The sequence below is a fragment of the Tenacibaculum sp. 190524A02b genome, assembly GCF_964036645.1.
GTDB classification, from domain to species: Bacteria; Bacteroidota; Bacteroidia; order Flavobacteriales; family Flavobacteriaceae; genus Polaribacter; species Polaribacter vairaonense.
On record NZ_OZ038525.1, the window covers coordinates 3097532 to 3120789 of the forward strand.

A 23258-nucleotide genomic window follows, 5' to 3' on the forward strand; every position below is an offset into this window, starting at 1 on the left:
AATCAATCCTATTGGGAAATAATTCCATAAAAAAAGTCTTCCAATATTTGGAAGACTCTTAGTAGTTATTTTATGTTCTAATTATTATGATGGCTCTTCGCCTTCTAATAATGGTGTTGTCTGTAAAACAAAATCTTTACCGTGTAAATATTCACCGTTCTCATCAGTCTTACTGTAATCATAAGCCCATCTGTGAACTTCTGGAATAGCTCCTGGCCAGTTTCCGTGAATATGTTCTACTGGTGTTGTCCATTCTAATGTGTTAGCATTCCATGGGTTTTGAGTGGCTTTTTGGCCTCTATAGATTGAGATGAAATAGTTTGCTAAGAATATTAACTGCGCTAATCCACCAATAATAGCCATAACAGTCATAAACACATTAATGTCTGCTAAATCATCAAACATTGGAAAGTTTGAGTTTGTATAATAACGACGTGGTAAACCTGCTAATCCAATAAAGTGCATTGGGAAGAATACTCCATACGCAGAAATTATAGTAATCCAGAAATGCCAATATCCTAATGTTTTGTTCATCATCCTACCGTACATTTTTGGGAACCAATGGTAGATTCCTGCAAACATTCCAAATAATGCAGACACTCCCATTACTAAGTGGAAGTGCGCCACTACGAAATAAGTATCATGAACGTTAATATCTAATGCTGAATCTCCTAAAACTAATCCTGTTAAACCTCCAGTTACGAATGTAGATACTAATCCGATAGAGAATAACATAGCTGGATTCATTTGCAGGTTTCCTTTCCATAGTGTAGTTACATAGTTAAATGCTTTTACAGCCGAAGGAATTGCAATTAATACCGTAGTAAATGTAAATACAGAACCTAAAAATGGATTCATTCCAGAGATGAACATATGGTGTCCCCATACAATTGTAGAAAGGAATGCGATTGCCATTATAGATCCAATCATCGCACGGTATCCAAAAATTGGCTTACGTGCATTTGTTGATATAATTTCCGATGTTAAACCTAATGCTGGTAATAAAATGATATATACCTCTGGGTGACCTAAGAACCAGAATAAGTGTTCAAATAATACTGGTGAACCACCTTGATAATGTAATACTTCTCCTGAAATGAATATATCAGATAAGTAGAAAGAAGTACCAAAACTTCTATCAAATATTAATAATAATGCTGCTGATAATAATACAGGGAACGAAATCACACCAATAATTGCTGTAATAAAGAAAGCCCACATTGTTAAAGGCAATCTTGTCATTTTCATTCCTTTTGTACGTAAGTTTAAAACTGTAACGATGTAGTTTAATGAACCTATTAATGACGATGCAATAAAGATTGCCATAGAAACTAACCATAACGTCATACCTGTACCTGAACCTGGAATAGCCTGCGGTAAAGCAGATAAAGGAGGATAAATTGTCCACCCTGCAGATGCTGGCCCTGCTTCAACAAATAATGAAATAACCATTACTACTGAAGATAAGAAGAACAACCAGTAAGATACCATGTTCAAAAATCCTGAAGCCATATCACGTGCTCCAATTTGTAACGGAATTAATAAGTTTGAGAATGTACCACTTAAACCAGCTGTTAATACAAAGAATACCATAATTGTACCATGTATTGTTACCAATGCTAAGTACATATCTGGATTCATTACTCCATCTGTTTGATGATGTCCTAAAAATGCTTCTATAATAGAAAATGATTTTTCTGGCCATGCTATTTGTAAACGGAATAACATTGACATAAACACTCCAATAATTCCCATAAACATTCCTGTTATCAAGAATTGCTTTGAAATCATTTTATGGTCTGTACTGAAAATGTATTTCGTTACAAATGTTTCTTTGTGGTGATGATGATCTGACATAATCTATACTTTATATCTAATTTATAAATATCTTATTTAATAACTTGAGCTAATGTTTTTTGTTCTGATAACCACTTTTTGTATTCAGCCTCTTCTACAACAGTAATTTTCATTTGCATATTATAGTGAGAAGCTCCACAAATTTTATTACATAATAATAAGTAATTAAATTCATATGGTTCCTCTTCACCTTTAGCAGCTCTGATTTTGTTTATCCCTTTAGTTTTTGCAATTACCTCAGGGTTTTTACGCATTTCTTCAGTAGTAAATTTAGGTGTAAATGCAAACTGGGTTACCATACCAGGCACACAGTTCATTTGCGCTCTAAAGTGAGGCATATAAGCTGAGTGCAATACATCTTGCGAACGGAACTTAAATAATACTTTTTTACCTTTTGGTAAATATAATTCAGTTACCTGCTTATCATCTTTAGCATTTGGGTCTGACATATCAACCCCCATAGTGTTAATTCCTTTAATAAAATTAACATTTCCTAAACCTAATTCATTATCTGCACCTGCATATCTAGCATCCCATCTAAACTGTTGAGAATATACCTCAATTACAATAGGATTTTCATCATCTCCAACATACATTACGTTATTCCATTGCCATAACCCATATCCAATTAACAAAACAATTGTTACTGCAGGAATAGTAGTCCATAACAATTCTAATTTATGACTATCTGCATAAAACAACGCTTTGTTATTCTTATTACCTCTATACTTGTAAGAGAAGTAAAAGATTAAAAACTGCATAGCGAATTGAACAATTCCAATTAGCCAAAACGTTATATCGAATAAATTATCGTCATGTTCTCCTTCTATAGAGGCAGACTCAGGTAACATTATAACATTCATTGCTATTAAGCAGTAAATCATCATTGCATATAAAAATGCAAGGAAACCTAATGATATTTTACCTTGTATATCATTGTCTTTATCTGTAGCAATTACAGAACGAAAATTCATTATACGAGTTATTTGCCAAAAGCTAACTCCTATTGCAACTGCTATAAAAATGTAAAATAAAGCGAGCATAATATCTAAACTATTATTTATTATTATTTTATTTATTAATGATGATTACTATCTTCTCCTCTATGTTCGATGATATAGTAATGGTGTGTTTCACTCTCATGAAGGAATGGATTTCCTTTTGCTAATGGACTTGCTTTTGCAAATGCATTAAAAGTTGCGAAGATAAACAATCCTATAAAGAATAATATTCCGCTTATTTCACCAATTCCGAATCCCCATTGACCTCCAACTGTTCCTGGCATAATCATTACAAATAAATCTACATAATGACCTACTAATATAACTACACCTCCTAATACTACTAACCAAGGAATACTCTTAAAGTCACTGTTAATTAATAACAATACAGGGAAAATGAAGTTTAATACAACCATTCCTAAAAATGGTACTTTATACTCGTGAAAACGTTGAACAAAATAAGTGGTTTCTTCTGGCATATCTGCATACCATATTAACATAAACTGAGCAAACCATAAGTAAGTCCAGAATACAGAAAAACCAAACATAAACTTTGCTAAATCGTGAATATGACTGTCATTTACAAATGGTAAAGCTCCTTTAGCCCTTAAGTAAATAGTAACAATAGCTATTACTGTTAATGCAGATACTAATAAAGTAGCTAATACATACCATCCAAATAATGTAGAGAACCAGTGAGGGTCAATCCCCATAATCCAGTCCCAAGACATCATAGATTCAGTAATCATGAAGAATACTACAAAACCAACACTAATATTATAAAGGTTTTTGTGTAATTTTAAATCTCCGTTATCTTGTTGTAATGATTTCTTTCTTATAATAAATCTAAAAACATTCCATCCTAATAAATAGAATACACCTCTCATTGCCCATCCTGGTACATTCATCCACCAGCTCTTACGATCAACAATTGCATCGTAATTTGGACTTTGAGGGTCAAATACGCCTTCAGCCATCCATGGGAATAAGTGGTTTTTATGCATTACGGTTAATACAATAAATAGTAACATAAAAACACTTACATAGTGTATATTACTTGAAATTGCTTCCATTACTCTAAATAGTACTACAGACCAACCAGCCTGTGCTACTCTTTGTGCTGCATAAAAAGCCATTACTAACAAACTAATTCCTAAGAAGAAAAGCATTGCTACGTAAAAAGCAGACCAAGGTCTGTTTTGCATTTGATGAAATGCATGCTCTGCATGTGCGTCATGATTGTCATTGGCATGAGCTGTATCATGAGATTTTCCGTGATCAGAAGCTTTATCATGTGATGTACCATGAGAATCACCATGTGAACCATGTGCATCATGTTGTTTTGCTAAAATCTCTTTTGCTTCCTCTAAAGTACTAGGTGCAGTTACAAAATTATATACAGTACCTAACAAACCTATTACCATTAAAGCCAGCGCAAATATTTTTAATTTTCCTGTAAACTGATACATATCTTAAATATCTATATAGATTTATTTTAATTCGCTTCTTAATTTTTCAACGTATTGTACAACTTGCCAACGCTCGTTATATCTAAGTTGTGATGCGTGAGATCCCATTAAGTTTTTACCATACATAATCACATGATAAATACTACCTGGTGTTAAATCTCTGTCCTTATAATTAGGGATTCCATTAAATTTATCTCTTTGAGATAAAATTCCATTACCATCCCCTTTCTTTCCATGACATGCAGCACAGTAAATTCCGTATAACTCTTTTCCTTTTGCTAAGTTCGCTTCTGTAGAGTCTATAGGATTTTTTAATTCTAATTTTGCTTTTTCATATCCCTCATTTGTATCAGGAATATCATAAGCAACTATACCATTTCTACTAACTGTACCAGCAACTGGTTCTCTGTTTACTACAACACCACCAGCAGATTTTACTCCATTTGCATCATAAGGAACAGATACGTACATATCTGGCATGTATTGAACTTGTGGAGTTCTTTTGTTATTACAAGAAATTATACTTGCAATTACTACTAAAGTTAAAACTATTTTTAAACTTTTCATACTATCCTTAATTAATGCTTTTCTACTACGTTAATTTCTACAGCTCCTGTTGTTTCTAATAAAGACTTTAATTCATCTTCATTTCCATGAACAGCTATTTCCATCAAGAAATGATCATCTGTTGTTCTTGGATCTGGATTTTCAGCTTTTTTAAATGGCCAAATTTTACTACGCATGTAAAATGTAATTACCATTAAGTGTGCTGCAAAGAATACTGTTAATTCAAATAAAATTGGCACAAATGCTGGCATATTAGTAGCCCAAGAAAAACTTGGTTTTCCACCAATATCTTGCGGCCAATCAGCAATCATAGTATACCAAGTTAACCAAGTAGCTACCGCTGTACCTGTAATTCCGTATAAGAATGCTGTAATAGCTAAACGGGTTGGTGCTAACCCCATTGCTTTATCTAATCCGTGAACTGGAAAAGGAGTAAAAACCTCTTCAATATGATGATGCTCGGCTTTAACCTTCTTAACGGCATCCATTAAGATATCATCATCATTATATAATGCGTGAATTACTTTATTAGTGCTCATTGTTCTCGTCTCTTAATTTTTTAAAGTTCTCTCCTGATGATTTCAAGATTGTTTTTACCTCTGCAGTAGGAATTACTGGGAAAGTTCTTGCATATAATAAGAATAATACAAAGAAGAATCCAATAGTTCCAATGAATATACCTACATCTACAAATGTAGGCTCAAAACGCCACCATGTAGAAGGTAATTGTCCTTTACTTAATACAATTGCAATAATATCAAAACGCTCAAACCACATACCAATGTTAATTGCAATAGATACTAAGAAAGATACAATAAAGCTTCTTCTTAATTTCTTAACCCATAAGATTTGTGGAATGATGATATTGAATATCATTAACGACCAGAATGCCCATCCATATGCTCCTGCTTCTGCTCCAAATGATAAATATGTATAATTCTCATAAGGAGAACCGGTGTACCATGCTATAAAGAATTCTGTTGCATAAGCTACGGCTACAATACCACCTGTTAAGATGATTACAATATTCATATACTCTACGTGTAAACGTGTAATATATGCTTCTAAGTTTGTTACCTTACGCATCACCCCTAAAAGCGTTTGTACCATTGCAAATCCTGAGAAAATTGCCCCTGCAACGAAGTATGGAGGGAAAATTGTTGAGTGCCATCCTGGGTTTACAGAAGTAGCAAAGTCAAACGATACAATAGTATGTACAGAAAGTACTAACGGTGTAGCTAAACCTGCTAATACTAAAGATACTTCTTCAAAACGTTGCCAATCTTTAGCTCTACCAGACCATCCAAAAGATAATAAAGCGTAAATTTTCTTTTGGAAAGGCTTTACTGCCCTATCACGTATCGTTGCAAAGTCAGGTAATAAACCAGTCCACCAGAACACTAATGATACCGATAAATACGTAGAAATTGCGAATACATCCCATAGTAATGGCGAGTTAAAGTTAACCCATAATGATCCGAATTGGTTTGGAATTGGTAATACCCAGTATCCATTCCAAGGACGTCCCATGTGAATAATTGGGAATAAACCTGCTTGGAATACCGCAAAAATAGTCATCGCTTCCGCAGAACGGTTAATTGCCATTCTCCATTTTTGACGGAATAATAAAAGTACTGCAGAAATTAATGTACCAGCGTGACCGATACCTACCCACCATACGAAGTTGGTAATATCCCATGCCCAACCAATGTTTTTACTTAATCCCCATACACCAATACCAGTTCCTACGGTGTAGAAGATACATCCAAATCCCCATAACATTGCTGCTAAAGCGATATAGAATGCTATATACCAATTTTTGTTTGCTTTTCCTTCAATAGGTCTAGCTATATCCTCAGTAATATCATGATAAGATTTCTCACCAAGTATTAAAGGTTCTCTATAAGATGATTCGTAATGAGACGACATAATCTATTTTCTTATAATTTTAATTAAGCTTCGTTTGTATTTCTTACTTTCACTTGATACACTACGTTTGGTTTTGTACCGATGTAATCTAACACGTGGAAAGCTCTTCTATCTTCTTTTAAATGCGCTACTGCATCTTCTGAATTGTTCACATCACCAAACACCATTGCTCCTGTAGAACAAGCTTGAGAACAAGCCGTTTGGAATTCATCTTTCTTAACTGCTCTACCTTCTTTCTTAGCCTTTAAGATAGTAGCTTGTGTCATTTGAATACACATAGAACATTTTTCCATAACTCCTCTTGAACGAACAACTACGTCTGGGTTTAACACCATTTTTCCGTACTCATTATTCATATTGAAGTCAAATTCTTCGTTTTCTGCATAGTTAAACCAGTTGAAACGACGTACTCTATATGGACAGTTGTTTGCACAATAACGTGTACCTACACAACGGTTATATGCCATGTGGTTTTGACCTTGACGACCGTGAGATGTTGCCGCTACAGGACATACTGTTTCACATGGTGCATGGTTACAGTGCTGACACATCATTGGTTGAAAAGCAACTTGAGGGTTCTCTGCTGGGTTTTCTAACGCATCAAATAAATCACCTCTACTTAAACCTAATACCTTCTCAGTATAAAGTCTCTCAACTTCTTGATTTGGTACATTAGGGTTTTGCTTCTTAAACTCTTCTAATGTTATTTTAGCTTGCTTCTTATCGTGTTGTCTGTCTTCAACAGTTGAAGAATAGTAACGATCAATACGTAACCAAGCCATATCTCTACCAACTCTTACTTCATCTTTACCAACAACTGGAACATTGTTTTCTGCATGACATGCTACTACACACGCCCCACAACCTGTACAAGATGTTAAATCAATAGATAAATTAAAATGGTGTCCAATACTTCTATCATGATCATCCCATAAATCAATTTTACTTCCTTCTGTTTCTTGGTGATCATATGAAACCATGAAAGGCTTATTCCAAGTATGTTTAGGATCTAATGATTTATTATTTACTTCTTTTAAAGAAGCTTCTCTTAAAATATCATGACGCCCAGCAAGTGTACTTTGTACTTGCATACAAGCAAACTTGTGCCATCCTGAAGTTTTTTCTATAGAAACATTGTATTGAACATTGTTTCCGTTTTTATATAATGAATAGGCGTTTACACCTACTTGCATTTCTTCTTTTAATCCTTGCTTTCTACCATACCCTAAAGCTAATCCTAACGACCCTGGTGCTTGACCTGGTTGAATCATTACTGGTACATTCTCTAAAGCTACTCCGTTTACAGTTACCTTAGCATAATTACCATCAATAGCTCCGTTATCTTTTACTGGATTTGCAAAACCTAACTTCTTAGCATCTGCCATAGACATAGTTAAGTAATTATCCCAAGAAGCTCTGGTTAAAGGATCTGGCAACTCTTGTAACCAAGGGTTATTGGCTTGCTTACCGTCTCCTAATGCTGTTGATGAATATAATTTTAATTCAAATCCAGAAGACTTAACAGAAGCTACTAATCCGTTTGCTACTGCTACAATATCAAATACTGTTTCTTCAGTTTCTTCTTGTTTAGGCACTTCTACTTCCTCAACAACTACTTCAGGCTTAAAGAATCCATCATGTAAAGCTTGATTCCAAGACTTTCCGCCTAAAACATTGGTTGCCCAAAACTCCTTTAACGTATCGTAATAGTTCTTTGCTCCTCCAGACCATTTTAATAACGTATCTTGTAATTGACGTGTATTAAATAAAGGTTGAATAGTAGGCTGCATTAAACTATATACACCATTAGTAGTCATTACATCTCCCCAGCTTTCTAAGTTATGAGGAGCTGGTAATGTATATTGTGATGCATTTGCTGTAGCATCGTTTTGAGTTCCAATTGCTACAGAAAGTGACAATTTAGCTAAACCAGCTTTAAAATCAGCGGCATTTGCTAATGTATAAACAGGGTTTACATTATAAGTAATTAAACCTTTAACGTTTCCTGATTTCATATCAGCTACTAACTTAGCTACTTCTGCATCGTTACCTTGGCGTGTTAAGTTAACTGCTTTAGTATCTAAAATTTCACTATTTAATGCTTTGTTGATTGCTAAAGCTAATAACTGTGCATTTTTATCATTAATTCCAGTTACTACTACTGCTTTTGAACCTGCTTTTTTAAGATCAATAGCTAACTTTTTAATCTCAGCATCAAATGCTGTAGCTTTAGAAGGTAAATTACCTCCAACAATGGCATTATATAAATTTAAAAGTGCATATACTTGATCAGATGGCTTCGCAACAATTCTCTTATCTGCATTAGACCCTGTCAAGGACATGTTACCTTCTATTTGAACATGATAAGACATTTTACCTGTCTCAACTCTACGTCCATCTGTATAAGACTTTTCATAACCTCCTTGCCAATCTCCAATAAAATCAGCACCAATTGAAGCTATAACTTCTGCCTTACTAAAGTCATAATTTGGTAAAGCACGTTTTCCATACATTGTTTCAAAAGCATCTAAAGAAGCACTTTCAGAAATTGCATCATAAACAACATGCTTAATATTAGGGTATGCTGCTACAAAATCAGCAATTACCTTTTCAGTAGATGGACTTGCCAATGTACCTGTTAATAACACTACAGGAGCATTTGCAGTTTTTAGCTGATTTAGTTTTGCGATAATTTCTTTATCAGCATTCGCCCAAGTTATTTGAGTTTCTCCTTTTCTTGGTTCTTTTAAACGCAACCTTTCATCATATAATGATAAAACAGATGCTTGTGTACGTGCATTGGTCTCTCCTCCTGCCTCTTTGTTTGGCATAATTTGAATTGGACGCCCCTCACGTGTTTTAACTAACACATTTGCAAAATCAAAACCATCAGCAATAGTAGTTGCATACCAATCCGCAACACCTACAACAATATCATTAGGTTGTACTACATAAGGAATTGATTTTCTTACTGGACCTTCACATGCTGCTAACGAAGCGGCTGCTGTGGTAAATCCAACATACTTTAAAAAATCTCTACGTGAAGTTGATGTGTTTTCTAAAGTTTCTTTATCTCCTAAAAACTCACCAGTAGGAATTTCTTGTACAAACTCTTGACTACGTAGCGTTTCAACAACGGAACTTTCTTTAAGTTCTTCAACACTTTGCCAGTATTTTTTGTTTGAAGCCATTTATATACGTGTTTTTCTACTTTCTAATTGATTAATAGTGGCACTTACCACACTCTTTTCCTCCTAACTGCGCAATTGTCACTTGCTCTACACCGTACTTCTTCGCTAATTCTTTATGAATCTTAGCGTAGTACTCATTCCCCTTCAAGTCAACCTTAGTTTCCTTGTGACAATCAATACACCAACCCATTGTTAATGGTGAATGTTGGTATACTTCATCCATCTCCTCTACAGGACCATGACACTTTTGACACTTCACTCCAGCTACTGTTACGTGTTGTGAGTGATTGAAATACGCAAAATCTGGTAAATTATGTACTCTAATCCATTTTACTGGTTTAGTTTTCCCTGTATATTCTAATTTTTCAGCATCCCAACCAGCAGCTTCATATATTTTAGCAATCTCTTTATCTAATTGCTTTTTACCTAACTTCACTCCATCGTGCTCTACCTGTAAACCATCGGCTACTTCAGAAATATTCTTATGACAGTTCATACAAACATTTACAGAAGGAATTCCTGAGTGCTTACTATGTTTAGCCGCTGAGTGACAGTATTGACACTCAATCTTATTGTCTCCAGCATGTACTTTATGTGAAAACGCAATTGGCTGTACTGGCTGATACCCTTCATCAACACCAACTTTAAATAACGTACCGAACAATACATACGCCGTCATTAATGCTCCAAAAATCACAAACAACACATGTAAAAATGTATTCTTTTTAATTCCTTGCCACAACTCAGCAGACTGCCCTAATAAACCTGGGGTTTTTGGCGCTCCTTTTAACTCACTAATTGTTTTTAATAAACTAGCAATAATTAAAAACGCTACAATTATAGCTGCTGCTAAAATGTAAATTAACCATTTTGGACCGCCATTACCACCTCCATTACTACCATCTGAACCTGAACCAGGAGGAGGAGTCTTTACAATTTCCCCAACAGTCGTATAATATAGAATATCATCAATATTCTTATCAGTTAACTGAGGAAAAGCAGTCATGTTTGACCCTTTGTACTCATCATAAATAGCGATTGCATCCTTATCTCCAGATGCTCTCAAAGCAGCATTATCTTTAATCCATGCTTTTAACCAATCATTTCCTCTTCTATCTTCAACCTTACCTAAAGCAGGCCCAACTAGCTTCTTATCTAACTTATGACATGAAGCACAAAGAGACTTAAATAATTTTTTCCCTTCTTTTTGACGTGCCTCATCTACATCTTGTGAATAGGCAGAAAAACTTAGTAAAAAGATTAAAAAGAAAGCTAAACTCTGTAAGAGTGTTTGAGTTGATTTACTGTGATGTTTCACACTTTTCATACTATAAAATATAAATTTTGTATCTATTTTGGTACAATTTTTTCTGTAACTTTACTTTAAAAACAGGTTACAGAAAGTTGCACAAAAGTACTACTTCTGTCTAAATTGTGAAATGTTAAGAGTTTCCTAATTTGTAATTTATATCTATTCTAAATAACACTTGTGAACAATGTATTATTTAACAAGTCGTTACTTTTGTAAAAAGCAAAGTCACTTATGAAAAGTAAACATCAAATATTCTTTTTCTTATTCATTTTTATAAGCTTCACTATTAATAGTATAGCTCAATCTAATTATAAAGATACAAAAGCTATTCATAAATTGATAGAGAAAAAGAGAGAATATAATAAAACTAATAAAACTGGATTTAGAATTCAGTTGTACAATGGTTTAGAAAAAAGAGCCAAAAGCATTAAACACCGATTCCAATTAGAGTTTCCTGATATCAGCACACACCTAGCTTACAAGAGTCCTGAATGGAAAATTCAAGTTGGTTATTTTAAAACACGTTTAGATGCTGATAGAGCTTTAAATAAGATACGTGAAAAATTTTCTGGTGCCATCGTGATACCTATGTAATTAACAACAAAACTATACTGATTGGTTATCCATATCAGAATTTTGCTTCTTCTTTTCTTCATCTTTAATTATAGATGGAAATATAGTGGGAGCAATTTTTTTTACGGGCTTATACAAAATAGATTCATCTAAACTTTCCTGACTTACAAAAGGGATTGTATTATTCATTTTTCCAAAGAATATAAACAACACACTTAATATCAAGCCTATTTTCAAAGCCCCAAATACACCTCCAAGTATTTTATTTAAAATTCCTAAAGAAGCAAAATCAGCAATTTTAGTCAACACTTTTCCTAATAAGGCAATTACAATTATTATTACCACAAATGTACCTGCAAAGGCAGCTAAAGAAATATATTTTTCATCCCAGCTTACACTATTTTTAAGCCAGTCACCTATAAAATACGAAAAATGTATAGCTCCGTAAACACCCGCTACTAATGCTACTAAAGAAGCAACTTCAACAAACAACCCTTTCATCAACCCTCGTACAAAACCAAACAGCAATAAAGCTGCAATAATGATATCAAATGTCCCCATTTTTTTTAATTTTCTTTAATTATTAAGTTATAAAGCAGTAGCAGAATTTTTATTCTTACACAAATATAACTAACTCGTTTGTATCTTTGTTGCTTTTATAAAATAACGGATAAAAAGATGGAGTTAAAAGAAAAGTGGGAACTTATTTTAGAAAAACTTTCTTCTCAGTTTGCTGATGGTGACACTATAGATGTGGATGGTATACTATATTTAATAGGTGTACAAGAATTAGGCAAAGGACATCAGAGCTTTAAGAAAGATGAGAAAATCAATTTAATGCATATAGCAATATGTAAGCTTTTAGAACCATATGGTTATTATGAATTTGACTATTTTGATGATGACGGCTGGCCACATTATAAAACAGTTAATGAATTACCTAGTTTAAAACCTGGAGAACAATCTGTTTTAATAAAAGAAGCTATTATCAATTATTTTGAGTCTTTAGACTTTTTATAAAGCCTTTTTTGTACCTTCCTTTATAAGTAACTATAAAACGTCTTGTTATTTTAATAAACTGTTATATATTTACTGGCAAATAACGTTCTTTTTTGTTTAGTTCTAAAAGAATTTACATTTTTGGTACACTTCTTGAAATAGAAACAACAAACAAAACGTTTTAACCCTTAATAATAACTTTATCAAAACATTATGATGAAAAAATTAATGAGCCTGATAGTTTTAGTAACCTCAATAGCAAATGCTCAATACTCTGTTAGAGGTACCATGACTCCTCCTGATAAAGGAGATTGGGTTATGCTTCATAAACTTCAAGGTGTTACCCCAAAATACATTGCCAACACTACTATTAAATTTGATACTGTTAATGTTGGCGGAGATAAACAAGTTTTAGGTAAATTCTCTTTAGAACTCCCTAAAAATGCAGAATCTGGTGTTTATCGCGCAACTTACAGAAATAAAGGTGCTGGATTTGTTGACTTCCTTTTTAACAAAGAAAATGTTGAATTTATCTTCAACCCTAAATTCCCAGATCAATCTGTAGTTTTTACAAGTTCTAGAGAAAATAAGTTATACAATGAGTATCTTGAAGCTTATGCTCTTATCCAAAAAAAGATAGACTCTCTTCAAATGGAGTATTTAAAAACTTTGGCAAAAGACACTAAAAGAGCTTATAAAAAAGAACTTAATAACTTAGAGGATTTACAAGAGTTATACGAAAACAAGTCCGAAGGAATGTTAACTCATGAATTCATTAAGGCTTCGCAGCGTTACAATCCAAGTAGTATTATTGATAATATGCCAGACTACATGTCTTCAACCATGGATAACTTCTTTAAGTTTGTAAATTTTGACAATAAAACTTTATACCAATCATCTTTTTTAGTTGACCGTGTTAATGACTATGTTTTCTACTTAAACTCTTCTGAAGATCAAATAACTCAGCAAGAGTTGTACAAGAAATCTATTAACAGAGTAATGGACATTATTGGTAACAAAAGAGTAAAAAAAGAAATTCTTGAGTTTTTAGTAAATACCTATGCTGAAAGAAGAAATTCTGAAATTGTAGACTGGTTGTTTAGTGAATATTATGACAAACTATCAAATAAGGATAGCTCTTTTAAAGCTAAAAAATTAGATCAATTAAGTGTATCTGTTGGTAGACCTGCTCCTGACTTTTCATGGAAAGAAAATGGTAAAGATTATAGATTATCTACCTTAAATGAGAAGCAATATTATTTGATGATTTTCTGGAGTACTGCTTGTCCTCACTGTGTAAAAGAGATTCCTGAAGTTCATAGCTTCATGCAAAGTTTCTCAAATACTTCTGTAATTTCATTTGCAATTGAAGATAATGATGTTGAGTTTAATAAATTTAAACAAAAACTTCCAGGATGGCACAATGTAATTGGTACGCATCCTACCTATAAGTTTGATAACGAAATAGTAAAAAAGTACAAGATTGATGCAACACCTACTTATTTTGTATTAGATGCCAATAAAAAAATAATTGCAGTACCTAATACTGTTAAGGATGTTCAACAATTTTTCAAGAACTTAAAATAAAAAATAATCACCATTTTACAAAAAAGAGTTAAGCTTAGCTTAGCTCTTTTTGCTTTTAACACCATTTCTGATATAAATCACACTCAAAATAAAAGTAGTTTAATTGAGGATTAGATGAAGCAAGAAACTAAAGTATAACCGAACTACAGTTTCTGTTTTATTTTATATTAATTAAAAAGAGTCAGTTTAATTGAGCTATTTTGTATTAAAACCGCTTTAGAAATACAAGAAAGCGTCTTCAATATACTCTATTGTATGTTTTTTATTCATACACACAATAGCTATAATGTCAAATTGTACCTCTACATCTATATCTTTACTTTCTATATATTCATTAATTGCACTGACTAATAGTTTTATTTTTTTAGTGCTAATAAAATCCTGAGGATTTCCAAAGTAACTAGAAGAACGTGTTTTTACCTCTACCACTGAAAGTATATCATTTTTCAAAGCAATTATATCAATTTCAGCTTTTTGAAAACGGTAATTTTTTTCAAGAATTTTAAATCCGTTTTTCTTTAAAAACTCCTCTGCCAACTCTTCTCCTTTCTTTCCTAATTCATTGTGCTCAGCCATAGATGATTATTTAAAAATCAATTTTGACTCTTGATCTTTTATTTCTAACTCAACATTTCTTCCCATAATCAACGCTCTATTATCTGGTTCATGTCCTGCAGGGAAATCAAATAGTACTGGTATATTCTTAGGCAATACTTCTAGTATTAACTGTTTTATAGAGCTTCCCCAAGGGGTCGTATTTTTTTTAATTTTTGTCATATCACCAACAACTACCGCCTTAATTTTTGTAAAATACCCTGCTCTTTTCAAACTTTGCAACATTCTATCTATGCTATACTTATACTCACCTATTTCTTCAATAAATAAAATCTTACCTTCTGTTGACATTTGACTCTCTGAGCCTAACATAGATGTCAATATTGCTATATTTCCTCCTATTAGCTCACCAGAAACATTTCCTTTTCTATTGTATTTAGACGGAGTAATCTCATAACTTAACCTCTCTCCAAATAATGCTTTTTTAAACGTTGAGATTGTATGAGGAATATCCTCCTTTTTATCCTGCATACTTGTTCCCATCATAGCATGTAAAGTTTCTATTCCTAAGTTATGAATATGGTTATGAAATGCCGTTATATCAGAATACCCTATTACCCATTTAGGACTATCTTTAAACTTTGAAAAATCTAATTTATCTAATATTCTTACAGAACCATAACCTCCCCGTGCGCACCAAATAGCTTTAACATTTGGATTATCCATTGCCTCCTGAAAATCTTGACAACGCTCATCATCTGTTCCTGCAAAATGATTTCCTTGATTAAACATATGTTTTCCATACACAACCTTTAATCCCCAATCTTCTAATAATTGTTTAGCCTTATCTATTACATTTTTCCTATTCTTTAAAATTCCAGCCGGAGCCACTAATGCTACGGTATCTCCTTTTTGTAAATAAGGCGGCGTTACTAACTTCATAGTTTGAGCTTTTGAAAACATTGATGAAATCATCATTATAAAAACCAAAAGTATGTTTCTTTTTTTCATCATAGATTTCTGTTTTTAATGTTAAAATTGGTAAAAACTGTAAAAAGTAAATGTACCCATTTTATAACAGTTTAAAAAATAGCTTTTTCGTACTTTTGCGCTTTAATTTTAGTATAAAACAATGAGTACACCTAAAAGATATACCATTACAGCAGCATTACCTTATACCAACGGCCCTATTCATATAGGTCATTTAGCAGGAGTTTATGTTCCAGCTGATATTTATGCTCGATTCTTACGTGCTACAGGTAAAGATGTAGCCTACATTTGTGGTTCTGATGAACATGGCGTTGCTATTCCAATGCGTGCTAAAAAAGAAGGTGTCACTCCTCAAGATATTATTGACAAGTATCATGGAATTATCAAAAAATCTTTTAAAGATTTTGGTATTTCTTTTGACAATTACTCAAGAACTTCCGCTCCTATTCATCATGAAACTGCTTCTGAGTTCTTTCAAAAACTATATAAAAATGGTGATTTTATTGAAGAAGTTACCGAACAGTTATATGACGAAGAAGCTAACCAATATTTAGCAGATCGTTTTGTTATAGGAACTTGTCCTAAATGTGGTAACGAAGAAAGTTATGGAGATCAATGTGAAAAATGTGGAACTAGCCATAATGCAACGGATTTAATCAATCCTAAATCAGCAATTACTGGAAATGTTCCGACTTTAAAAGAAACAAAACATTGGTTTTTACCTTTAGATAAACACGAAGAATTTTTAAAAGAATGGATTTTAGACGGTCATAAAAATGATTGGAAGCCAAATGTTCTTGGTCAAGTAAAATCTTGGATCGATGATGGTCTGCGCCCAAGAGCCGTTACTCGTGACCTGGACTGGGGAATTCCTGTGCCAGTTGAAGGTGCTGATGGAAAAGTATTATATGTTTGGTTTGATGCGCCTATTGGATATATTTCATCTACTAAAGAATGGGCAGAACAAGCTGGGAAAAACTGGGAAGATTACTGGAAAAAAGATGATACAAAACTGGTACATTTTATTGGTAAAGATAATATTGTATTCCATTGTATTATTTTCCCCGCTATGCTAAAGGCACATGGCGATTATATTTTACCTGAAAATGTTCCTGCAAACGAGTTTTTAAATTTAGAAGGTAATAAATTATCTACTTCTAAAAACTGGGCGGTATGGTTACATGAATATTTAGAAGAGTTTCCTAACCAACAAGACGTATTACGCTATACTTTAACTGCAAATGCACCAGAAAGTAAAGACAATGATTTTACATGGAAAGATTTCCAAGCTAAAAACAATAATGAATTAGTTGCTGTTTTTGGAAACTTCATCAATAGAGTAGTTGTTTTAACTAACAAATACTATAATGGAATAATTCCTGAACCAGGAGAGTTTTCTGAAGTAGATGAAGATACTTTGGCACAACTAAAAGAATTCCCAAACATTATAGCTAAATCTATAGAACGTTATCGTTTTAGAGAAGCGTCACAAGAAATGATGAATTTAGCCAGATTAGGGAACAAATACTTAGCAGATGAAGAGCCTTGGAAGGTTATTAAAGAAGATGAAGAACGTGTAAAAACCATTATGTATGTAGCACTACAAATAGCAGCTGGTTTAGCGGTTTTATCTGAACCGTTCTTACCGTTTACTTCATCTAAATTAAAATCAATTTTAGTAATTAATGATGCATTAAACTGGGATTACATATCTAAACAAAAAGTATTACTTTCAGCTAATCATCAAATAAATAAAGGAGAATTGTTATTCTCAAAAATCGAAGATAAAACTATTGTTGCTCAATTGGAAAAATTAGAAGCTACCAAAAAAGCCAACGAAGCAGCAAACAAAGTTGTAGAGCCTCAAAAAGACACTATTCAATTTGATGATTTCACCAAATTAGATATTAGGGTTGGAACTATTTTAGAAGCTGAAAAAGTAGCTAAAACTAAAAAGTTATTAAAACTTACTGTTGATGTAGGCATTGACAAACGCACTATTGTATCTGGTATTGCTGAAAGCTTTAAGCCTGAAGATATTATTGGACAACAAGTAAGTGTACTTTGTAATTTAGCTCCAAGAAAACTAAGAGGTGTCGAAAGCCAAGGAATGATTTTAATGACTGATACTCCTGATGGTAAATTGGCATTTGTTCAACCTTCTGAAAAAGTTAAAAATGGTGAATTTATTGCCTAAACATAAAAAGGGAGCCTTTTTAGGCTCCCTCAAAAAAAAACAATTAACAATGGCTTTATTCTTTGATAAATACTTTTTTATCTATTTTTTTTCCGTTGTTAATTTGCAAAATATAAACTCCGTTTTTAAAACCCCCAACATTCAACTTCATTACTCCATTTAAACTACTAGATTTTGAAGTTTTTATCAACTTCCCTGTCACATCAAAAACTTTAATACTTAAACCATCAGTTTTTTCACCTAAATCAAGTGTCAACTCATTACTTACTGGATTTGGATACATTTTAAATGATGTACCTAAGCTACTTCCTTCTTTTAATTCTCTTAGTCTTGATGCATTAGTTGATATACTTACAGTATAATCCTGAACAGCACCATCTCCTACACTACCACATGGCTTTGGAGCTCTATTATACGCCATAGACACACGCATTCTAGTCTTTCCATTTTGAATATTAGCTGGCACTGTTACTGTTTTTGTTTGCGCATTAGGTATAGCACTTCCTGAATCAAATAATACTTCAGAATTCTCAAAAGTTCCATTTTTATTATAATCTACCCAAACCTTAAAAAATTCTTTATATTTTGAATTCAAATAACCCGGTGTCAACGTCATTGATGTACTTTCTCCCGCTACCAATGGAATAGCCGCTACTGTCTTTGTCAAATCTAAATATTTTGCCGCATCTGTTGTATGCGTAAAATTCCCTACGGTAACACCTGCTATCCATTCATATTTAATTCTATTTCCTGCAGACTCACAATACTCTACATCATTAATTTTGTCCTCATTTATTGCTAGATTATCAATCCATATACGCGTTCCAAATCCTGATATATTTTTAAATTTTACTAAAACACTAGGATTCCCTGTATAGCTTTTTAAATCCACTACCTCTCTTCTCCAATGATTTGCTTTTGTAGGAACCCAATCATTTGGTTCGTTACTATCTGTATCTGGATTATCAAGTACTTCTATTGTTTGTAAATCATGATGTGTTTTATTGTATACCTCTGTCCAATTCTCTCCACAGTCTTTTGAGACTAGAATAATTAAATTATCAGGACTATCTACATTATTATCTGGAATTGAACTGTTATATTTTGTATACGCCAAATCAAAAGCTAAAGCCTGATTCTCGCCTCCAGAAAAGTCAAAAGGTTTCAATATCAATTCATCAACTTTGTCTTTTTCATTATCTGCATTATTAATTACTAAACAAGAAGTATCTCCATTACCTACATCTGTTCTTTTTTCCCATAGAATATCATCATTATCAGTATTAATAATATGCCATCCTTCAATAGGAAAGTCTCCTTCAAAATTCTCACTATATGGCAATTCTGTTTTTTCGTTAATTGTTACAAATTCTTCCTTTATTTGCGTTGAACCTTCTCCATATTGATTAGTTGCAATTAACTGTACACGGTACTTACCAGTAGTACTATAAGTTACTTTAGGGTTCTTTTCATTTGATGTAGCTGGAGACCCTCCTTCAAATATCCAAGCCCAAGTAGTTGGTGAGCCTGTTGATATATCTTTAAAACTAACAGGTATATCTAAACAAATGTTCTCCTTCTCTAATTTAAAATCTGAATTTGGTACTTGCTTACTATCAAATTCTACTTTTACATTGTCAATCCAAATACGGGTTCCATATCCTGATTCATTAACAAATTTAATTAATACGTTTTTCTCTCCTTTATATTCATCTAATAGTACGTGTTCTTTTCTCCAATCTGAAGCATTTGTAGGAACCCAGTCGTTTGGCTCGTTGCTAGAAGTATCCGGGTTATCTAATACCTCAACAGTTTGCAGGTCATGATGTGTTTTGTCATACACTGTTAACCAAGTTACACCACAATCTTTAGACATCATAACTTTTAGTTTATCTGGACTATCTACATTAAACTCCGGCTTAAAATGATTGTATTTAGTATATGCTACGTCAAATGTAAACATTGTATTTCCTTTTGTTAAATCTATAGGATACATAATAATTTCATCCAACTCACCTACTGTTTCGTTATCTGCATTATTCATTATCATACAAGAATTATCTCCGTTACCTACATCATTACGTTTTTCAAATTGTAATCCACTATCAGGATTAATTATCTGCCATCCTTCTGGCGGGAAACTTCCCGAAAAACCTTGATTAAATGAATTCTTCTCAGGAATCTGAATTACTATAAAGTTAGACTTAGTAGCTGTACTTGTTCCATAGGCGTTTGTTACCGTTAACTTCACATTATAAGCTCCTTGCTGACTATAGGTAACTTCTGGCTTTTCTGCAGTTGAAGTAGCTGGTGTTCCTCCAGGAAATTCCCATTGCCATGAAGTAGGTTGCCCAGAAGAAACATCTTGAAATGTAGTTGTTAATGCATCACATATTGTACTTCTTTTATTTGCATAAAAATCTACAACTGGTGCTACATTATTTTTCATTGATAATTTTACATTATCTATCCATATACGGGTTCCAAAACCTGATACATTTTTAAATCTTATAGTGATTTTTGATTCACCATCATAGGCACTTAAATCTACAATTTCTTTTCTCCAATGCTCCTCTTTAGAGGGAACCCAATCATTTGATGCACTAGTTGGTACTTCTAACGTTTCTAACTCAGTATGTGTTTTACTATAAACCTCTACCCAGGTCGCTCCACAATCCGTAGAAACTTCAACTTTTAGTGCATCTGGACTATCATTATCAAATTTTGTATACGCAACATCAAAATACAACTCAGCTTTAGCCGCACTAGTGAAATCAAAATATGGCATACGAATAAAGTCTTCTGCTCCAACTTTATCATTCTCTGCATTGTTCATAATCATACATGAATTATCTCCATTTCCAATATCTGCTCTTTTTTCCCAAGCCAATTCATTATCTGGATTAGAAATACTCCAACCTTTAGGAGGAAATACTCCTGCAAAACTCTCAGAAAAATCAGTTGTTTTTGATTGATCTACATACACATAATCAACATACTCCTTTATATCTTTTCCTAAACTATTTGTTACTTTTAATGTTACTTTATATTTACCTGATGTATTATAAGCTACAACCGGTGCTAACGAAGAAGACGTAGCTGGGCTTCCTCCTTCAAAAGTCCATTCTCTAGTAGTAGGTATACCTGTTGACACGTCTTCAAATTGAATACTTTGTCCACTACAAATTGCATCAACATTACTTTTAATTTTTGCTACAGGTGTAGCAGGTATTATTCCTGTTGCCATTAAATTACTTTCTTGCCAAAGCAATCCTCTTGGATGCATTACTTCACTAGTATCTTCCAACCAATAATTCATTAATGCTACTTGATCCTTGGTAAACATATTTTGACAAGAGGTATTATAATCCATGTGATTTTCAAGATTCGCGTATACCCCACAATCATTTAGTTTATCCCTAGTACAACCTTCTTGACCTGGTGTATTGGGGGTATCTGCTAAACCATCTCCATCTCCACAAACTGCATTTCCATCTGCATCTCTAGCTGGAAAAACATGATTTAACCCAAAAAAGTGTCCGATTTCATGTGTAAAAACCTTTTCAAAATTTGGCCCGGCATAGATACCAGCTCCATTAACTCCACTTCCTCCTCCACAAGAGTCATAAGCACCTATGTAACGCCAGTTGAATACTATTCTAGGGTAAGTTTTTTCATGTGGCCCATTTGGTAAAAAAGCATGTCCGGATTGATTCCATTTACCATTTTCATTTGGATAATGAACAATAAAAACCTGTAAATAATATTTTCCATTTTTACCCCACCACCAAGGGTCATCTGTTATTCTTTTATCATAACCCCAACTAATTAATTCTCCATCTGCTTTCCAATTCATTCCTGGAGTATCTAACAAATTTCCATCAGGATCTTCAGTAGCTAAAATAAATTCTATATTATCCATTTTATCTTTAACTGCATCAAACCTAGGATCTGTTGTGTTAAATTCTGGATACTCTCCTCGAAAATCTTTATTAGCCACCTCAATAGCATTGGCTATTTTACAAGCCATAGTTTCCTTACTGATTTCATTTTTATTATTAGGTCCATCTCCTTCTCCATTATGTAAAATGTGAAAAACAACTGGTATTTTGTAAGTAGTATTTCTTTTTCTAAATATTCCTTCTTTTCTTTTTTGTTTAAAATTCTCAATACTCTTTTTATAAATCAGCAATTCTTTTGGAGTTAAATGCGCCCCGCATCTATCTACTTTTTGAGCGTAGGATCCTCCAATAAATGTAACCAATATAGCTACAAATAACTTTAGTTTGTTTGTCATGATGTTTGTTTGTTAGTGTAATTTTCGGATTTATTATATATTAACTTCTACATATATATGTTTAATTTTAACGAGCGCTCATTTTACAAAAATCTCAATAAAAACAAGTTTTAAATATTTTTATCAAAATAATTCACGTCAAAAGAAACAAATTATACAACACAAACTGATATTTTTTTAACATTAAGGTAATATAGTATCATTAACCGGTAAACCAATACAGTACCTACCAGTTAAAAAGCACAAAAAAAGAACTATTCTTAACAAAACAGCATTTTTATAAAAATATCCACAATTAAAATTAAAAAAAATAAGAATTCACCCTTAACAAAAACAACAAAAACTACCAAACTTAGTATTAAAAGGAGCTTTAAAGTTATTTTTAATTGTAGAATATTAACATATACATAAATCTGAAAAACAGAAAAGTTTCTTTTTCCATGTAGAAAATTTCTATCATTTTGTTTGGTTCTCGAATTAAATGATTGACAAACGAGATCTTAATTTAATCTCTTAAAATCTTTAAGTGTATCTATAGTTTTATATTTAGAAACTATAATCATATGATGGTATTATTAAAATTAACCCCAGCTATTTAATTAATAACGATATAGATATTATCAACTATAAACAATTTGACGTTTGTATATAAAAATAGAATATTCATAGTAATATGCTTGTTATTTTTACATTAATGCATCTTCATTTGAAAAAAATATCTTTCAATAGTTTTA

Annotated in this window: 16 protein-coding genes; 4 read left to right on the forward strand and 12 right to left on the reverse strand. The window is 32.8% G+C overall.

The features are described 5' to 3' along the window. Positions 1-84: 84 nt before the first annotated feature. From ABNT65_RS12735 to ABNT65_RS12770, 8 genes are read right to left on the reverse strand one after another with little or no spacing between them, the layout of a single operon-like run. On the reverse strand, positions 85-1857 hold the full coding sequence (locus ABNT65_RS12735; protein WP_348738303.1) for a cbb3-type cytochrome c oxidase subunit I: 1773 nt from the start codon (positions 1855-1857) through the stop codon (positions 85-87). 32 nt (positions 1858-1889) lie between these two features. Continuing rightward, positions 1890-2900 carry a cytochrome c oxidase subunit II gene (locus ABNT65_RS12740; RefSeq protein WP_348703652.1) on the reverse strand — a complete coding sequence of 337 codons (1011 nt, stop codon included), beginning with the start codon at positions 2898-2900 and terminating at the stop codon, positions 1890-1892. A gap of 35 nt (positions 2901-2935) precedes the next feature. Then, entirely contained in the window at positions 2936-4327 is a 1392-nt protein-coding gene (locus tag ABNT65_RS12745; RefSeq protein ID WP_348745988.1) for a quinol:cytochrome C oxidoreductase, read from the reverse strand. A gap of 21 nt (positions 4328-4348) precedes the next feature. Further along, the gene (locus ABNT65_RS12750; RefSeq protein WP_348745989.1) at positions 4349-4894 is read right to left on the reverse strand and encodes a cytochrome c; all 546 of its coding nucleotides are present in this window, start codon (positions 4892-4894) and stop codon (positions 4349-4351) included. 11 nt (positions 4895-4905) lie between these two features. Then, positions 4906-5433, reverse strand: coding sequence for a DUF3341 domain-containing protein (locus ABNT65_RS12755; protein ID WP_348703648.1), 528 nt, complete (start codon positions 5431-5433; stop codon positions 4906-4908). Continuing rightward, positions 5423-6823, reverse strand: coding sequence for an NrfD/PsrC family molybdoenzyme membrane anchor subunit (gene nrfD / locus ABNT65_RS12760; RefSeq protein ID WP_348703646.1), 1401 nt, complete (start codon positions 6821-6823; stop codon positions 5423-5425). Before nrfD ends, ABNT65_RS12755 begins: the two co-directional genes overlap by 11 nt. 23 nt (positions 6824-6846) lie before the next feature. Then, complete coding sequence (locus ABNT65_RS12765) at positions 6847-10014, reverse strand: TAT-variant-translocated molybdopterin oxidoreductase (RefSeq protein WP_348745990.1); 3168 nt, start codon at positions 10012-10014, stop codon at positions 6847-6849. Positions 10015-10045: 31 nt separating this feature from the next. Beyond that, positions 10046-11341 (reverse strand): c-type cytochrome, encoded by a 1296-nt coding sequence (locus tag ABNT65_RS12770; protein ID WP_348745991.1) that lies wholly within the window; start codon positions 11339-11341, stop codon positions 10046-10048. A 216-nt stretch (positions 11342-11557) separates the two neighbouring features. Between ABNT65_RS12770 and ABNT65_RS12775 the strand changes: the two genes are divergently transcribed. After that, positions 11558-11920 carry an SPOR domain-containing protein gene (locus ABNT65_RS12775; RefSeq protein WP_348703639.1) on the forward strand — a complete coding sequence of 121 codons (363 nt, stop codon included), beginning with the start codon at positions 11558-11560 and terminating at the stop codon, positions 11918-11920. Positions 11921-11932: 12 nt separating this feature from the next. Here ABNT65_RS12775 and ABNT65_RS12780 read toward each other — a convergent pair whose 3' ends face one another. Then, the gene (locus ABNT65_RS12780) at positions 11933-12460 is read right to left on the reverse strand and encodes a CvpA family protein (protein ID WP_348745992.1); all 528 of its coding nucleotides are present in this window, start codon (positions 12458-12460) and stop codon (positions 11933-11935) included. Between the two features lie 117 nt (positions 12461-12577). Here ABNT65_RS12780 and ABNT65_RS12785 point away from each other — a divergent pair, with 117 nt between their 5' ends. After that, positions 12578-12919, forward strand: coding sequence for a hypothetical protein (locus ABNT65_RS12785; protein WP_348703636.1), 342 nt, complete (start codon positions 12578-12580; stop codon positions 12917-12919). A gap of 192 nt (positions 12920-13111) precedes the next feature. After that, the gene (locus ABNT65_RS12790; protein WP_348745993.1) at positions 13112-14485 is read left to right on the forward strand and encodes a TlpA disulfide reductase family protein; all 1374 of its coding nucleotides are present in this window, start codon (positions 13112-13114) and stop codon (positions 14483-14485) included. Between the two features lie 216 nt (positions 14486-14701). On the opposite strand, the gene ABNT65_RS12795 is transcribed toward ABNT65_RS12790, so the two are convergent. Beyond that, on the reverse strand, positions 14702-15061 hold the full coding sequence (locus ABNT65_RS12795; RefSeq protein WP_348738317.1) for a YraN family protein: 360 nt from the start codon (positions 15059-15061) through the stop codon (positions 14702-14704). A gap of 6 nt (positions 15062-15067) precedes the next feature. Then, positions 15068-16051, reverse strand: coding sequence for a S66 peptidase family protein (locus ABNT65_RS12800; RefSeq protein ID WP_412766869.1), 984 nt, complete (start codon positions 16049-16051; stop codon positions 15068-15070). Positions 16052-16172: 121 nt separating this feature from the next. Between ABNT65_RS12800 and metG the strand changes: the two genes are divergently transcribed. Then, positions 16173-18227, forward strand: coding sequence for a methionine--tRNA ligase (gene metG / locus ABNT65_RS12805; protein ID WP_348745995.1), 2055 nt, complete (start codon positions 16173-16175; stop codon positions 18225-18227). A 55-nt stretch (positions 18228-18282) separates the two neighbouring features. Here the strand turns inward: metG and ABNT65_RS12810 are convergent, their stop codons facing one another. Next, positions 18283-22524 carry a PKD domain-containing protein gene (locus ABNT65_RS12810; protein WP_348745996.1) on the reverse strand — a complete coding sequence of 1414 codons (4242 nt, stop codon included), beginning with the start codon at positions 22522-22524 and terminating at the stop codon, positions 18283-18285. Between the last annotated feature and the right edge of the window lie 734 nt (positions 22525-23258).

Excerpts from the sequence above, each read along its gene's own strand:
- ABNT65_RS12790 (WP_348745993.1), top strand. The coding sequence starts at position 13,112 with ATGATGAAAAAATTAATGAGCCTGATAGTTTTAGTAACCTCAATAGCA.
- ABNT65_RS12775 (WP_348703639.1), top strand. The coding sequence starts at position 11,558 with ATGAAAAGTAAACATCAAATATTCTTTTTCTTATTCATTTTTATAAGC.
- ABNT65_RS12765 (WP_348745990.1), bottom strand. The coding sequence starts at position 10,014 with ATGGCTTCAAACAAAAAATACTGGCAAAGTGTTGAAGAACTTAAAGAA.
- ABNT65_RS12745 (WP_348745988.1), bottom strand. The coding sequence starts at position 4,327 with ATGTATCAGTTTACAGGAAAATTAAAAATATTTGCGCTGGCTTTAATG.
- ABNT65_RS12795 (WP_348738317.1), bottom strand. The coding sequence starts at position 15,061 with ATGGCTGAGCACAATGAATTAGGAAAGAAAGGAGAAGAGTTGGCAGAG.
- ABNT65_RS12810 (WP_348745996.1), bottom strand. The coding sequence starts at position 22,524 with ATGACAAACAAACTAAAGTTATTTGTAGCTATATTGGTTACATTTATT.
- nrfD (WP_348703646.1), bottom strand. The coding sequence starts at position 6,823 with ATGTCGTCTCATTACGAATCATCTTATAGAGAACCTTTAATACTTGGT.
- ABNT65_RS12785 (WP_348703636.1), top strand. The coding sequence starts at position 12,578 with ATGGAGTTAAAAGAAAAGTGGGAACTTATTTTAGAAAAACTTTCTTCT.
- ABNT65_RS12750 (WP_348745989.1), bottom strand. The coding sequence starts at position 4,894 with ATGAAAAGTTTAAAAATAGTTTTAACTTTAGTAGTAATTGCAAGTATA.
- ABNT65_RS12740 (WP_348703652.1), bottom strand. The coding sequence starts at position 2,900 with ATGCTCGCTTTATTTTACATTTTTATAGCAGTTGCAATAGGAGTTAGC.
- ABNT65_RS12770 (WP_348745991.1), bottom strand. The coding sequence starts at position 11,341 with ATGAAAAGTGTGAAACATCACAGTAAATCAACTCAAACACTCTTACAG.
- metG (WP_348745995.1), top strand. The coding sequence starts at position 16,173 with ATGAGTACACCTAAAAGATATACCATTACAGCAGCATTACCTTATACC.
- ABNT65_RS12800 (WP_412766869.1), bottom strand. The coding sequence starts at position 16,051 with ATGAAAAAAAGAAACATACTTTTGGTTTTTATAATGATGATTTCATCA.
- ABNT65_RS12735 (WP_348738303.1), bottom strand. The coding sequence starts at position 1,857 with ATGTCAGATCATCATCACCACAAAGAAACATTTGTAACGAAATACATT.
- ABNT65_RS12780 (WP_348745992.1), bottom strand. The coding sequence starts at position 12,460 with ATGGGGACATTTGATATCATTATTGCAGCTTTATTGCTGTTTGGTTTT.
- ABNT65_RS12755 (WP_348703648.1), bottom strand. The coding sequence starts at position 5,433 with ATGAGCACTAATAAAGTAATTCACGCATTATATAATGATGATGATATC.